At 62.4% G+C, this 16,294-nt stretch carries 6 protein-coding genes; 4 read left to right on the top strand and 2 right to left on the bottom strand.

Annotated features, from left to right (window positions below; all coding sequences use genetic code 11):
* Positions 1 to 6 precede the first annotated feature (6 nt).
* Both NX05_RS09680 and NX05_RS09685 read right to left on the bottom strand, forming a co-directional pair.
* A complete protein-coding gene (locus NX05_RS09680; RefSeq protein WP_010375926.1) occupies positions 7 to 570 on the bottom strand; it encodes a cytochrome b in 564 nt (187 codons plus the stop codon).
* Positions 567 to 1,229, bottom strand: a complete 663-nt coding sequence (locus tag NX05_RS09685) for a YceI family protein (protein WP_010368757.1) — start codon at positions 1,227 to 1,229, stop codon at positions 567 to 569. Before NX05_RS09685 ends, NX05_RS09680 begins: the two co-directional genes overlap by 4 nt.
* 96 nt (positions 1,230 to 1,325) lie before the next feature.
* Here NX05_RS09685 and NX05_RS09690 point away from each other — a divergent pair, with 96 nt between their 5' ends.
* The 4 genes from NX05_RS09690 to NX05_RS09705 all read left to right on the top strand — a co-directional run bounded on the left by NX05_RS09690 (position 1,326) and on the right by NX05_RS09705 (position 16,277).
* Positions 1,326 to 4,901, top strand: a complete 3,576-nt coding sequence (locus NX05_RS09690; RefSeq protein ID WP_017113326.1) for a hybrid sensor histidine kinase/response regulator — start codon at positions 1,326 to 1,328, stop codon at positions 4,899 to 4,901.
* Positions 4,902 to 5,197: 296 nt separating this feature from the next.
* Positions 5,198 to 8,755, top strand: a complete 3,558-nt coding sequence (locus NX05_RS09695; protein ID WP_039433223.1) for a ligand-binding sensor domain-containing protein — start codon at positions 5,198 to 5,200, stop codon at positions 8,753 to 8,755.
* A gap of 113 nt (positions 8,756 to 8,868) precedes the next feature.
* On the top strand, positions 8,869 to 12,384 hold the full coding sequence (locus tag NX05_RS09700; protein WP_039433224.1) for an ATP-binding protein: 3,516 nt from the start codon (positions 8,869 to 8,871) through the stop codon (positions 12,382 to 12,384).
* A gap of 344 nt (positions 12,385 to 12,728) precedes the next feature.
* On the top strand, positions 12,729 to 16,277 hold the full coding sequence (locus tag NX05_RS09705) for a hybrid sensor histidine kinase/response regulator (protein WP_039433225.1): 3,549 nt from the start codon (positions 12,729 to 12,731) through the stop codon (positions 16,275 to 16,277).
* The last annotated feature ends 17 nt before the right edge of the window (positions 16,278 to 16,294 follow it).

The following is a 16,294-nucleotide window of genomic DNA, read 5'->3' on the forward strand; positions in this document are numbered from 1 at the left end:
AAATCCTTATGGTTTGGGAGAGAGCCAGCCGCGCGGCAACATCCGCGCCAGGGTGGCATCACGCTGGAACAGGTGGTGGTAGAACGCAGCGCCGGCATGCGCCAGCACCACGGCAATCAGCAACCAGAAGCCCCACTCATGGATGAAGTGCGCGTTGGCGCGCAGCTGCTCGTCCGGCGGGCTGAGCTTGGGCACATTGAACAGGCCGAACCAGCGGAACGGCCGCAGGCCGCTGGTGGAGTCGTACAACCAGCCCGATAGCGGCATGGCGAAGATCATGGCGTACAGCAGCCAGTGGGTGAGCCCGGCGATGCGCTCCTGCCAGCGCGGCGTGCCGGCGACCGGCGGCGGTGCGCCCGCATACATGCGCCAGCCCAGCCGCACGATCACCAAGGCCAAAACCGTCAAGCCCACTGATTTGTGCGCGGTGTAGACCCAGAAGTATTTCGGCGTCTTGGGCAGCTCGCCCATGGTCAGGCCGACGATGCCCAGGGCCAGGATCAATAATGCAATTAACCAGTGCAGAGTCTGGCTGACACCACCCCAGCGTTCGACATTCTTCAGGCTCATGTTCCCGATTCCTTGCTGGCGGCAGTGTCCGGCGTCGTGGGCGCGGCTTGCGGCTCGGGCGTCTCGTCGTCGGCCCGACCTTCGCGCACAGCTTCGGCTTCGATGCGCAGTTCGACGCTGTCGCCGATCATCGATTTCCACGCATCGATCCCGAACTCGGAACGGCTCAGCGTGGCGGTGGCGGAGAAACCGGCGGTACGGCGGAACGGCGGGAGTGGATGGCGCTTGAGCGCGTTGAGGGTGACGTCCAGGGTGACCGGGCGGGTGACCCCATGCAGGGTCAGATTTCCGGTGACCTTGGCATGGTTTTCGCCGCTGGCCTCCACGTGCGTGGAGACGAAATGCGCGTCGGGAAAGCGCTCGGCGTCGAGTAGGTTGCGTGCCAGTGTGGCCTCGTTCCACTTGGCATCGCCCAGGTCTGCCCGGTGCAGCGGCACGGTGACATCCAGCCGGGCAGCGGCCCAGTCGTCCGGGTCGAAGACCAGTGTGCCGCTACTTCCGGAAACGGTGCCCAATGCTTTTGAAAAGCCAGCATGTTCCACCGCGAACAGCACCCGGGTGTGCACCGTATCCAGCGCGTAGCGCACCGGGGCGGCGGTAGCGACCAGGCTGGTCAAGGCCAGGGCGGGAAGAAGCAACAGGCGGGCGAGGGTCGTCATAGGCGGATTCTAGACACATCCCGACAAGGCGCGCTTGGCTTGCGCTCGCAACGTTCCGTTGCGAGGATGCTGGCTGGACGTGGAAGGGATTCCCACATGCGTGTGTTCATTGTTGTACTGGCCTTGTTGTCGGCGATTTGGCCGTGCGCGGCAAAGATTCCGGAAGTGCCGCGCTTTCGGATCGTGGGACCCAGCGAAGGATTGCCTTCGACGATGGTGATTGCCATCAGCCAGGACCGCGCCGGTTACCTGTGGCTTGCAACGTTCGATGGTCTGGTGCGTTACGACGGCGCGGGATTCAGGACCTGGCGTCACGATCCGGCCGACCCTGCATCGTTGCCCTGCAATGCGGTGCAGGCATTGCATATCGATGCGCAGGACCGGGTCTGGGTGGGCTGCGGCAAGACGTTGAGTGTCTTGGATGCCGGCCGCAGTCGCTTTCGTCATTATCACGCTATCGACTACCCACTGCTGAAGAACGGCGAGATCTTCAGCATCGCCACATTCGATGGCGCTATCTGGGCCGGCACCACCACTGGTGCGCTTGTACGCATCGATGCCAGCGGACGGATGTCGTCGGTGAATCTGGGCGAGCTAGAAGGCGCGCTGGATCAGGCCATGGTCATGAATCTGACGGTGGATGATCGGCACCGCCTGTGGATCGGTACCAGCAATGGCCTGGCCTATTACGACGGCAAGCGACTGCGTCGCCAATACATACCGGACGAACCGAACCGGCAGTCGGCCATCTTCGGTTTGCAGTGGGCCGGCGACCGTTTATGGCTGGGAAGTGAGTCGGGAGTGCATGTGCTGCGGGCAGACGGTCACTGGCAGCCGCTTGCCTGGTCAACCATGTTTGGTCCCGGCAACGAGTTCTGGGGCGCAGTGGCGGCGCCGGATGGCGAATTCTGGCTGGGCAGCGGACGCGGTCTGTGGCGCACGCGTGGCGAGCGTCCGCCGGTGCCGGCCCTCAGCGGCGATGGGCCATTGTCGCGCCGCAACGTGGTCGGTTTGATGGAGGCGGCCGATGGCGGGCTGTGGGTGCCCATGCATGGCACCGGCCTGGGCTATCTGCCGGCAGACTGGAAACGCAGTGCCGTGCTCAAGCCCGCGGTGCCAGCGGGCGATGCAGTTTACTGCAACCTGGCGCCTGCCCAGCGCTCAGGGGGCTTGTGGCAGGTCGATGCGCAGGGGCAGCTATTGCGCCTGGATCCCAGCACCGGCGACTCGTTTCAGACAGGCCTGCAGTCGCCCCATCTCAAAGGGATGGAGTTGGTATCAGCGCTGGAAGATCGTCTGCAACGCCTGTGGCTGGGAAATTTGAGTTTTGGCCTGTCGCGGATGGATCTGCGCACTGGTGAGTTCATTCATTGGCCGTCCGATGGGCCCGAGCCTGCCTCGGCGTTGTCGCCGCCGGAATGGATCTCCGAGCATGGCGACACCGTGTGGATGGCCTTTATCGATATGGTGCAGCAGCGCGATCTGCGCACTGGCAAGGTCTTGCAGCGGATTACCCAGCAAGACCTGCATGGCCTGCGTGCAATCGATACACAACAGCTGGAGCAAGGCCCCGACGGACGCGTATGGGTGGCCGGCGAGGGTGGCATGTTCGCGTGGGACGATGCGTCAGGCCGCTTCGTGCCGGTGGCAGGTATGGAAGGAGCGCAAATCCAGGCATTTGCCAGCCCGTCTGCGGAGACGGTCTGGGTATATCGGGCTTCCGGTGCAGAGCAATGGCAAAAGGTTGCAGACCGCTGGAAGCGGGTCCGTCAGGTAGGCGAGGCGGATGGGATGAGCGGGTTCGATGCCTCTGCCATGCAGATCGACCCGCATGGCCGTGTCTGGATATCCAGTCTGCGCGGACTGTGGCGGATTGACCCCTCGGTGCATCCGGCGCGGGTCCGCAATATCGGCACGCGCGACGGGTTGACGAGTCAGGAATTCATCCAGCATTGCCTGTTGATGTCCGGCGATACGTTGATTGGTGCAACCAGCGACGGCTCTACCGTGCTGCTGGATACGGCGATGCCGGATGTTGCACCGTTCGTCCCGGCGCTGCAGCTGGAACATGTCAGCGTGCTGCGTAATGGCGCACGTATCGACCTGCCAATGGATCGCCCGTTCCAGCTGGGCCCGGAGGACCGCCAGCTGCAGGTCGTCAGCCGCTTGTTGTCGTACAGCGACCCGCTTTCCAATCGATATCGCAGCTTCCTGAAAGGTTTTGACGCGGACTGGCAAACCACCGGCAACTCGGGTATCCGCGAATTCGCCAGCCTGCCTGCTGGAAATTATGAGCTCGCGCTGCAGGGCATCGACCCGCTGGGCAATCGCTCGCAGGTCCGTTCGCTGCAATTTTCGGTCAGGCCGCCCTGGTGGCGCAGCGATATCGGTATTGCGCTGATCTGTTTGTCGGGATTGCTGTTGAGCGCCTTGCTGGCTGCGGCTTATCGCCGGCGTATTCGTATGCGCGCGCAATGGCAGCTGGCGCAACACAAACGCGAGTTGGCAGAGCAGGCGTCGCTGGCCAAGACGCGCTTTTTGGCCACGTTGGGCCACGAGGTACGCACGCCCATGACCGGCGTATTGGGCATGAGCGAGTTGCTGCTGCAGACCCCGTTGGATGGGCGTCAGCAAGGGTATGCGAGCGCGATCCAACTGGCCGGTAAGCACTTGCTGCGTCTAGTCAACGATGCGCTGGATTTGGCCCGGATCGAAGCCGGCAAACTGCCCCTGGATTACCGCGATTTCGACCTGCGTCAATTAGTCGGGCAGGTGGTGGAACTGGTGCGCCCGAGTGCCGAGCAGAAGCAGCTGGCCTTCCACTGCGCGCTTGACGATGCATTGCCGCCGGCCTTGCATGGCGATGCCAGTCGCGTGCAGCAGATCCTGCTGAATCTGCTGTTCAACGCGATCAAGTTCACTGAGCGTGGAAGCGTGCACCTGCGTGTTGCGGCACTGCCCGAGCACACGCAGCAGGGCATTCGTGTGGAAGTGCGCGACACCGGGCCGGGCATGAGCGCCGAGCAGCGCGGGCGGCTGTTCCAGCGTTTCGAACAGGCCGAAGGCGCGCTCACGCTTGCGCGGCACGGCGGCAGTGGCCTCGGGCTGGCCATATGCCGCGAACTTGCGGCCGCGATGGGCGGCTCAGTGACGGTCATCAGTGAGTTGGGACAGGGCGCGTGTTTCGTGGTCGAGCTTCCGCTGCGCTGGGTGTCCACGTTACCCGCTGTCACGCCGTCTGCAGTGCGCACAGCCCCGCTGCACGAGCAGGCGCCGTTGCAGTTGCTGCTGGTGGAAGACGATGCGACCGTGGCGCAGGTGATCGTTGGCCTGCTGCAAACGCGGGGGCATGACGTCACCCATGTATTGCACGGTCTTGCGGCGCTGGCCGAGGTCAGTACGCGCAGTTTCGATGCAGGTTTATGCGATCTGGATCTGCCCGGTCTGGACGGCGTAGCACTGATAGCGCAGTTACGCGCGCGCGGTGTGCGCTTCCCGATTGTGGCGGTGACCGCGCGTGCCGACGCCGATGCCGAACCGCAGGCGATGGCCGCCGGATGCAACGGTTTTCTGCGCAAGCCGGTCACGGGCGATTTGCTGGCGCAGGTGTTGGCGCGGGTACTTGCTGATGTCGATGATAAAAAGAGCGACAGTGAGGCCGGCGGCGTGTAGGCCGACGTGGAAGGCGATGCGAATGCGCACCAGGCCTAAGGGCGCTGGCACTGTTTGCTCGGCAGTGCAGAAAAAAACGGGAAGCCGCCAACCCGAACAATGTCACGTGGGCGCAGGCAGCTGCGGCATGGTCCGGCCATGATGTGGTCGCCCGCTGAGCTGGCGGCGATCAGCATTAGAACCAGCGCCGCGCTGCCAGCCACTCTCTGGAACCAATGACTGCTGTGTACCGGGTACAGTGCAGTCCAAACAGGGGCGCGCATGCGTGCACAGGCGGCGATGGGACAAGGATGACGATGAAGAATGTGCTGTTGTCGGTGCTGGCCGTGCTACTGCTGTCGATCGGCCTGGATGCGGTGGCGGTGAACCAGATCGAGACCCCGCACATGCGCCGGTTCGGTGCGGCCGAAGGCCTGCCCTCACGCATGGTGCTGGCATTGGCGCAGGACCGGCAGGGCTATATCTGGGCGGCGACCAGCGATGGCCTGGCGCGCTACGATGGCATCGGGCTGCAGGTATGGCAGCACGACCCGCATGTCGCCAGTTCGATCCCGGGCACCGAAGTAGAAACGCTGTTTGTCGATGATCGCGACCGGGTGTGGGTTGGCGTCAATGGTTCGCCACCGAGCATGCTGGATGCGGCGCGCATGTCATTTACGACGTTTCCGGACGTCGGCACGGCGTGCGATGCGCAGGTCTGGGCGCTGGCGCAGGCACAAGGCGCGATCTGGATCGGAACCAGTAGCGCCGGAGTTTGCCGGCGCGAAGAAAATGGACGGGTGACGGCGTTCCGTGCCACCCCCGATGCGGCGGATGGACTGCCCAGCAACACCATCATGAGCATGGTGACCGATGCACGCGGCCGGCTGTGGATCGGCACCGATCGCGGGTTGGTGATGCGCGACGGAGAGCGCTTCGTACGCATCGCGCCTGACAGATTGAGCACGACTGTCTTCAAGCTGAGCAAGGATACCGACGGTACGTTGTGGGTCGGGACCAGCAAGGGCTTGTACAGGGTGACACCGGCTGGTGTGCTCACGCCTGCGCCTTGGGCAGGGTCCGATATCGTACGTGCCGCCACCGTGGTGCACGATGTGCATGGCGGCTACTGGATTGGTGCCGCCGACGGGCTCTTTCGGGTGGCGCCCGGGGAAGCCGCAATGCGCGTTATGGAAGGTGATCGTGGCAGCGGCTTTCTTACCGCACGTAGTGGCGTGCTTGATGTGATGCAGGACCGCCAGGGTGGGCTATGGCTCGGGCTGATTTCGCAAGGCGTCGCGTATCTGTCACCGGATTGGCGGCGGTTCTCCACCATTTTTGCAAGCCAAGGCAAGCCTCTTGAGAGCTTGTACTTGGTCAACGCCGTCGCCGATGGCGGCAGCTTTCTGGTAACGACTGGCGAAGGTGTGTACCGGCTGGGTAATGACGGTGAGCTGGTCCCCGTACTACACAGCGATGCATTGGGGGGCGGTACCGTGCAGTCGGTGCTACCGGCCGGGGACGGTAGTCTGTGGATCGCGCTGCGCGATGGCGTTACACGCTATACCCCAGCGACCGGTCAGAAACAAATGCTCGCGATGCAGATTGGCACTTCCGCCACGCATCGGGTGGAGCTGATGACGCCAGGCATCAATGGCGAGTTCTGGGTTTCGATCGTGGAAGGTGGCGTACAGCGACGTGCTGCGGATGGGCGACTGCTGGCGACCTTCCACTTCGGCAGCGATCTCAGTGAAGTGGGCGGCATGGTGCAGCAACTGACGGTGCGCCCAGATGGCGCCGTCTGGGTCGCAGCCGGTGACGGTTTGTGGCTCTGGCAGGGCGAACGCTTTCGCGCTGTGATCAAGGACGCCAGTCATGAAGTCTATGCGCAGGCCTTCGTTTCGCCACATGAGTTCTGGGTTGGGCGTCCCGGTGCATTGGAGCGCTACGGCTGGGACGGGCAGCAGGCACGCCTGCTGGAGCGGATTGGGCACGAGCACGGTCTGCCATCTACCGAGATACGTGGTCTGGCATTAGGCGGCGCCGACACCGTATGGGCCACCACCTCGCGCGGCCTGTTTGCGTACAAGCGCGGCCAGCCGCAGGTACGCCGCTTCGGTCAACGCGACGGCTTGCCAGATAGTGAGTTTTCGATGCGTCCACCGGCCATCGGTTCCAATGGCCAGGTGCTGGCGCTGACGACCAGCGGCATCGTGTTATTCGATCCATCGCGGCCGTTCGCACCGGCGCCGATGGCGCGTCTAGTGATCGAGTCGGTGCAGGTGCGGCGTAACGATGCCGAGCGTCCGCAGACCATTGCGCACAAGGATGCGGTGATTCTGCAGGCGCGCGATCGCGATCTGCGCATCAGTGCGCGGCTGTGGTCGTTCGTCGATCCCGCCTCCGCGCATTATCGTTATCGTGTAAATGGCTACGACGAGCGCTGGGTGGAGCAGGGCGCCAGCGGCGAGCGCGTGATCTCGCGGTTGCCACCGGGCCATTACCGCCTCGACGTGCAGGCACGTGCCGGCGATGGCGACTGGGTCGCCGCACCAGCGCTGCAAGTGGAAGTCCGGCCGCCGTGGTGGTTGAGTACGGCGGCGCAACTGGCGGCGGCAGCGCTATGCATGCTGCTGCTATCTCTGGGCATCTGGGCCAGAAAAAAACGCGTGCGGCGGCAACAGGAATGGGTGCTGGCGCGGCAACGGCAACAGCTTGCCGAGCAGGCGTCGATCGCCAAATCGCATTTCCTGGCAACGCTCGGCCACGAAGTGCGCACACCCATGACCGGCGTGCTGGGCATGAGCGAGCTGCTGCTGGCCACGCCATTGAATGCCAAGCAGCGTAGCCATGTCGATGCGATCCGCAATGCCGGCACGCATCTGCTGCGGTTGGTCAACGATGCACTGGATCTGGCGCGCATCGAAGCCGGCAAACTGGAACTGATGCAGCAGCCGTTCGATCCCGCGCAGCTCACTCAGGAACTAGCCGATTTCATGCATCCCATCGCCGACGCCCGCGGCTTGCGTTTCCAGTATCGCAATCGGTTGCCCACCCAGCTGGTCGTGTTGGGCGACGCCACGCGCGTGCGGCAGATCCTGATCAACCTGTTGGGTAATGCAATCAAGTTTGCCGAACGCGGTGAGGTGTCGCTGACCCTGAGCCAGCACGGCGAAACGCTGCGCTTCAACGTGCGCGATGCCGGGCCGGGCATCGGGCCGGAACAGCAGAAGCGCTTGTTTCAGCGTTTCGAGCAAGGCGAGGGCGCGCGCACCAGCTCGCGTTACGGCGGCAGTGGGCTGGGCCTAGCGATCTGTCAGGAACTCACCGTGGCGATGAAAGGCCAAATCCGCGTGCGTAGCCGGCTCGGCATCGGCACCCAATTCTCTGTGGACCTGCCCTTGCCGGTCGATCGCTCCGGCACGCGTATCGCCACCGGCCAGGTGCAGGCGCTTGCAGGTGAGACGCTGCGCATCTTGCTGGTGGAAGACGACCCGACCGTGGCTGAGGTAATCAGCGGCCTGTTGATCAATCGAGGCCATCGCGCGGTGCATGCCGCGCATGGGCTGGCGGCATTGTCGGAAGCGGTGGACGGCGGTTTCGACGTCGCGCTACTGGATTTGGATCTCCCCGGGCTGGACGGCTTCGCCCTGGCATCGCAACTACGCCAGCTCGGTCACCGCTTTCCGCTGCTGGCAGTCACGGCACGCGCCGACAGCGCCGCCGAAACCCAGGCGCAGGCAGCCGGCTTCGACGGATTCCTGCGCAAGCCGGTCACCGCGGATTTGCTGGTGGAAGCGATCGCGGCTGCGCGCGATGTGGCAAATACATGCCCGATAGTCGCTGATGGCACTGCATCAGGCGGATTTCAGTGAGGCAATGCATGCTTGCTCACGCACGGCGCGCGCCGCACTATGCGGCGACCTGCAGTGAAATTTTTATGTCACGCCTACGTCTTTGTCCCGCTTTCGGTCGCCACCTTGCTGCAATGTGGTTGGTTCTATTGATCACCGCGGTGCCCGTGCTTGCCTCCGCGGCAGTGCCAACCACTCCTGTACCGGTCCAACTCACTGTGGCCGACGGTCTTCCGTCCAACACAGTGAACGACTTTGCCGAGGACAAAAATGGCTACCTATGGCTGGCAACTGCCGATGGCCTGGCCCGGTTCGATGGGCGAAGTTATCGCATCTGGCGAATGGAGGACGGGCTGACAGACAATTTTGTCTGGGCTTTAAAAGTCGATGCCGACGACGGGCTATGGGTCGGCTTCGATAATGGTGGCGTGGGTGTTCTGGATCCTAAGCAGCGTGCATTCAAGCGTTTGGAGAGCGCGCAGTTTCCTGAGCTTAGGCGCATCACCGTATGGGCGATCGCGCAGACGCCCGATGGCGATCTATGGTTTGGAACGGCAAGAAACGGGCTTTATCGCCGGCGGCCGGATGGCCGAATGCAGCACTTTATATCTGTGGCGGATGATTTACATGGTTTGCCGGGGAATAATGTCAGTTCCTTACAGGTCACGCCGGACGGATCGCTGTGGATCGGCGGTAACTCAGGCGTTGCGCGCTGGACAGGGAAGAGCTTTGAGCGTGTGCGATTGGCTGGGGGCGTACAAGCTGTCAACGGAATGCGGCTTGATTCGCACGGAATTCTCTGGATTACTGATACGAATTATCACCTATATCAGTTGAATTCACGAGGGCAGTTTGTAACGCAGCCTTGGCATAAAAACGAAAAAGATCGACGTGTTTTAGGTATGTTGTTGCGTGATCGTGTTGGACGCTATTGGTTGGATACGATGGCGGGTTTGGGGGTCTCGGATGGAAAAAATGTCGTTAATGTGCCGATTTACAGCCTCTCGGCGCATGGGCTTGTAAAGCCTAGCTGGTCAAGTGCATACCAGGATCGCGAGGGTGGGGTATGGTTCGCTAGCCTTAATGGTGGTCTTTGGCATTTACCTCCTAACTGGAGCACCTTTGCGGTACTGTCTTATCACGCAGATGATCGGCAATCGATTTCCAATCCTATCGTAAATATTTCGGCAGTTTCTGCATCTGGTGGAATGTGGATTGCCGGGACGCGTGGCGTTCTTGAGCGCTTGAATCCAGCTAATGGGGCGCTTGAACGTCATCTGCAGCCAATTTATGAATTGCGCTGGCCAACGTCTCTGATTGAAAGCAAAAGCGGATACGTCTGGATAGGGCTGCCTTATTCGCTTGTCCGCTATGATCCTCGTACTAAGCAGCGGAAACGCTGGCCGCTTTCTACCAACTCGGCATCGGTGGGTTACGACAGTCCAGAACGCCTGGCAATGGATGCACAGGACCGGCTGTGGATTTACACAACTAATACCGGAGTGCAGATTCGCGATGAAGAGGGACGACTGATTCGAGAAATAGCACAAGGCACTCATGGCCTTGATACGTCGAACGTCTATGACCTTAGGCTTGGTCCCGATGGGGAAATGTGGCTAGCCAGCTCAACTGGCTTGAGGCGCTGGGATCCAAAAGCAAACACTTTTGTCACGGTACAAGGCGCGCCTTCCTCAGCGAATTATGTAGTCGGTTTCACCGACTCAGGTGTCGTATGGATCGGACTGATGGGCGAGCTGCGGCGCTATCTCTGGGATGGCACGAGCCTTACCCATCTGGACACCATTGGCGGAGCGCAGGATTTCCCCATGGTGGCACCGAACGGGCTTGTAGTAGATGCCGCGGGCGTGGCCTGGGTGTCGAGTGCGCGCGGTTTGATCAGGGTGGACCCCGCTAGCAAAATGGTGCGGATCTACGGGGTGCATGACGGGCTTCCCAATCAAGAATTTCTGGGAGGCACGCTTGTCCAAGCAACGGGTGGGCAGATTCTAGGCGGGACGCCTGATGGTGTTGTGCTGTTTGATCCAGCCCAAATGCGTCCTAATACACGCCAACCACCCCTGTTGATTGAGCGTGTGGGGATACGTCGTGGCGAGCGCGGACTGGATGTGACCGGCGTGGAGCCGCTACAACTGCAGGACGGCGATCGCGACCTGCATATCGTGGCGCGAATGCCCACGTTCACCAATCCCGAATCGACAAGTTATCGCTTCCGTTTGAGCGGCTACGACCCGGATTGGATCGATGTGGGACCCAGTGGCGAACGCTTGTTCTCCCGCCTGCCAGCCGGTCGTTACACGCTGGAAGTGCAGGGGCGCACTGCCGACGGTATCTGGTCGGCAAGCCAGACTTTGCGTTTTCAGGTGCTGCCAGCATGGTGGCTCTCGCCGTGGGGTTTGAGCGTGCTGGCCTTGCTGACCTTGTGCATGATTGCTGCGGCCATCTTGTTGTACCGCCGTCGCCTGCGTCGCTTGACTGCCTGGCAGCTGGCGGTGCACAAACAGGAATTGGCCGAGCAGGCGTCTTTGGCCAAGACCCGATTCCTCGCAACGCTCGGCCACGAAGTGCGAACGCCGATGACCGGCGTTTTAGGTATGAGCGAACTACTGCTCAAGACGTCGTTGGATACCAAACAACGCAGTTACACCGATTCCATCCGCCGCGCGGGCGCGCATCTACTACGGCTGGTCAATGATGCGTTGGATCTGGCGCGCATCGAATCCGGCCGTCTGGAACTGGATCTGCAGCCATTTTCGGTGCGTCAGCTCTTGGCCGAAATCGAAGCGTTGATGGCGCCATTGGCACAGGAACGCGGCCTGCGTTTCAGCCTGGAAATCGGATTGCTCGGCGACATCACCGCCAGCGGCGATTGCACCCGCATCCGGCAGATCTTGCTCAACCTGCTCAATAACGCGATCAAATTCACCGAGCGTGGCGTGGTCGGTTTGAAGTTGACGACGCTCGGTTCCTATCAAGGGCTGCGCTTTGAAGTGGCCGACACAGGGCCCGGCATCAATGCCGAACAGAAAGTGCGCCTATTCCAGCGCTTCGAGCAGGGCGATGGTGCCAGAACCACCTCACGCTACGGCGGCAGTGGTCTGGGGTTGGCGATCTGCCAGGAGCTGGCGATGGCCATGGGCGGGCATATCGAGGTGATCAGCCGGCTCGGTTCGGGGACGCGCGTTGTGGTGGATCTGCCGCTGCGTTGGGTGACCTCCAATGCCACACTCGATGGCGAGCCAACGCCTGCCGATATGGCCGTCGAACCGCAGCGTATCTTGCTGGTGGAAGATGACCCGATCATTGCGGAGGTCATCATCGGCCTATTGCGCTCCCAGGGGCATTCGGTCGTGCATGCGCCGCACGGCCTGGCGGCGTTGACCGAGGCGGCCGACAACACTTTCGATCTGGCATTGCTGGATCTGGATCTGCCTGGGCTGGATGGTTTTGCGTTAGCGCGGCAACTGCGCGTGTTCGGCTACGAGATGCCGTTGATCGCCGTGACCGCACGCTCCGATGAAGCCGCCGAACCGAATGCAGAGGAAGCAGGCTTCGATAGTTTCCTGCGTAAGCCACTTACCGGCGACATGCTGGCCGACACCATTGCCGAGGCGTTACGCGGCAAGCGATAACATGCTGTGCGGATGCCTTGTCATCAACGCTAGCGCTAACTGGGCGGCATGCGGTGCGCTCCTTCAGCCGCGGGCTGTCGAACCGCGATGCAGCTCGTGATGATGTCGAAAGGCCAGACGGTGGTCTCAGTGAAATGCGCGGTTGGGCTCGCTGTTCGCGACCACTGCGGCATGGAGCGGCTTACCAATGACGCGACCGCAACCTCTTGAAAGCAGAGCGCAGACGCAGCCGCACGCACAGCTGCGGGCTTGCCCGCACCGCGTGTGGCCCGCACTATGCGCCGACGTGTTGTGAAGTTGATCCGGTGCGCCTTCTATCCCGCTTGCCCCATTGGCTACTCGTTGTGCTCTGGGTGTGCCTGTGTCTGGCAGTGCTTCCAGTGCAGGCGCGTACGCCAGCGACACCGGTGCCCATCCAGCTGACGATCGCCGACGGGCTGCCGTCCGATACGATCAATCAATTGGCCGAAGACAAGCAGGGGTATCTGTGGCTTGCCAGCGATGACGGGTTGGCCAGATTCGATGGCCGCAACTACCGCATCTGGCGGATGGAAGATGGCCTGACCAGCAATGTCGTCTGGACCATCTGTGTCGATGCCCATGATCGGGTGTGGATGGGCTTCGAGGATGGCGGCGTTGGCTATCTGGAAGCGAACACGCGCACGTTCAAGCGGCTGGAAGACCCACATTTCCCGGAATTGCGCGACGCCACCTTGTGGTCATTGGCACAAACGCCAGACGGCGATATCTGGATCGGCACTGCCAAGCAAGGCCTCTATCGGTACCGTCCCGACGGACGCATGCAGCACTTTTCTGCTAAAGCCGGTGATCCGGCGAGCTTGCCGTCCGACAACGTCGTCGGTCTTGAGGTTGCGCCCGACGGCGCGCTGTGGATCGGCACCTGGGGCGGGCTGGTGCACTGGGATGGTCGACGCCTGGAGCGCGTACCGCTGCCCGGCCCGTCCCAGGCAGTCAACCGGTTGTACAAGGAGCCCGACGGCAAGGTGCTATGGGTTGCCGATTTTGATGGCAATACGGTCCAGTTCAACACTGTTGGGCCGCACACGCCTCGTCCCTGGCACAGCCTCACGGCCAAGCCGCAGGTCAAAGGCGTGCTGTTGCGCGATCGGGTTGGGCGCTATTGGCTGGATACCGACACCGGCCTCGGGATGAGCGCCGGCGGCGGCGCCGTCGAACGCGTGCCGGTCTACAGTTTTTCAGCGCACGGTCTGGTCAACCGGAATTGGATTACCGCTTACGAGGACCGCGAGGGAGGACTGTGGTTCGCCAGTCTGGAGGGTGGCCTGTGGCATCTGCCCCCGCGTTGGGACACCTTCGCGCTGTTCTCGCACCGCGCGGATGACCCGCAATCTCTCGCCAATGCCTCGGTCGTTGCGACAGCGCCTTCGCGCACGGGCGGCATCTGGCTGGTCGGTACACGCGGTGCGCTGGAGCACTTCGATCCAGTTACAGGCCGCATCGAGCGACATCTGGCCCCGGTCGATCCAGAGCGCGTTCCCGACACCGTCATTGAAAGCAAACTGGGGACTGTCTGGATCGGTGTACAGGGCACGCTGGTTCGCTACGATCCGCGAACACGCCAGGTCAAGCGTTGGCCGCTGCTCAAGCACCTGCAACATCCCGCAGCCGACCCCGAGATCGCGGGCAGGCCTGGCAGGATGGCCGAAGATGCACAAGGACGCATCTGGGTCGCACTGCTGACGCATGGGGTGCAACTGTGGAGCGGCGAGGGCCAACTGCTCAGAACGATTGACTATGGAAGCCACGGGCTGAAAGCGCTGACCGTGCTGGATATGCGGATCGGGCCGGATGGTCAGATCTGGCTGAGCAACAACGCCGGGCTTTGGCGATGGGACCCACATGCCGACCAGTTCGTTGCCGTGCGTGGTGTGCCGTCCATGCCAACCTATGTGTTTCGCCAGGGCGATGGTGGCATCGTCTGGGTCGGGTTGGCCGGAGAGCTCCAGCGCTATCTCTGGGACGGCAAGCAGCTCACGCTTCTGGATAACGTGGGGAAGGACCAGGAATTTCCGATGGTGTCACCGACCGGTCTGGTGGTCGATGCCGGCGGCGTGGCCTGGGTTTCCAGTCATCGTGGCCTGATTCGGGTCGACCCCGGCAGCAAGCTGGTGCGTGTGTACGACGTGCACGATGGGCTTCCCAGCTCGCCCCTGCAGGTGGCGACCTTGGTGCAGGCAAACACGGGGCAGATCCTGGGCGGCACATCCGATGGCATTGTGGTGTTCGATCCGGCCACGATGCGTCCGAATCTGCGTCGACCGCGGCTGTTAATCGAACGCGTCAGCCTGCGACGCGGTGAGCGCGAGCTGGATGTCACCGGCAAGACCCCGCTGCAAGTGCAGGACGGCGATCGCGACCTGCATATCGTGGCGCGAATGCCCACGTTCACCAACCCCGAATCGACGAGTTACCGCTTCCGTTTGAGCGGCTACGACCCGGACTGGGTCGATGTGAGCTCCACGGGCGAGCGCCTGTTTTCACGCCTGCCTTCAGGTCATTACACATTGGAAGTGCAGGGACGCACGGCCGATGGCATTTGGTCGGCCAGCCAGACGCTGCGTTTCCAGGTATTGCCGCCGTGGTGGCTGTCACCGTGGGGCTTGAGCTTGCTGGCCTTGCTGACCTTGTGCGTGATTGCCGCGGCCATCTTGCTGTATCGGCGCCGGCTGCGTCGCTTGACTGCCTGGCAGCTGGCAGTGCACAAGCAGGAACTGGCCGAGCAGGCGTCTTTGGCCAAGACGCGATTCCTGGCAACGCTTGGCCACGAAGTGCGTACGCCGATGACCGGCGTGTTGGGCATGAGCGAATTGCTGCTCAAGACCTCGCAAGATGCCACGCAGCGCAGCTATACCGAATCGATCCGTCGCGCGGGTGCGCACTTGTTGCGGCTGGTCAACGATGCGCTGGATCTGGCCCGCATCGAATCGGGCCGGCTGGAACTGGATTTCGAGCCATTTTCGGTGCGTCAACTCGTGGCCGAAGTCGAAGCGCTGATGGCACCGTTGGCGCAGGAACGCGGCCTGCGTTTCAGCCTGGAAGTCGGGCTGCTCGGCGACATCACCGCCAGCGGTGATTCCACCCGCATCCGGCAGATTCTGCTCAATCTGCTCAATAACGCGATCAAATTCACCGAGCGCGGCGTGGTCGGTTTGAAGTTGACCACGCTCGGCTCCTATCAAGGCCTGCGTTTTGAAGTGGCCGACACGGGCCCGGGCATCAATGCCGAACAGAAGGCGCGCCTGTTCCAGCGCTTCGAGCAGGGCGATGGCGCCAGAACCACCTCCCGCTACGGCGGCAGTGGTCTGGGGTTGGCGATCTGCCAGGAGCTGGCGATGGCGATGGGCGGGCATATCGAAGTGATCAGCCGGCTGGGTGCGGGGACCCGCTTTGTGGTGGATCTGCCGCTGCGCTGGGTGGCATCCAATGCACCGCTGGGCGGCGAAGTGGCGCATGCCGGCAACGCGGTCGAACCGCAGCGCATCCTGCTGGTGGAAGACGACGCAACCATCGCGGAGGTCATTATCGGCTTGTTGCGTGCGCAGGGGCATTCGGTCGTGCATGCACCGCACGGCCTGGCGGCGTTGACCGAGGCGGCCGACAATGCCTTCGATCTGGCGTTGCTGGATCTGGATTTGCCCGGGCTGGATGGTTTCGCCTTGGCGCGGCAACTGCGCGTGTTCGGCTACGAGATGCCGTTGATTGCCGTGACTGCACGCTCCGATGAAGCCGCCGAACCGAACGCACTGGAAGCCGGCTTCAACAGCTTCCTGCGCAAGCCGCTCACCGGCGATATGTTGGCCGACACCATCGCCGAGGCGCTGCGGCGTGCGAGCCCGCGCGACGGTATCTAGCCGCTACGGACACGTGA

The sequence above is a fragment of the Xanthomonas vasicola genome (assembly GCF_000772705.2).
Taxonomy (GTDB): Bacteria; Pseudomonadota; Gammaproteobacteria; order Xanthomonadales; family Xanthomonadaceae; genus Xanthomonas; species Xanthomonas vasicola.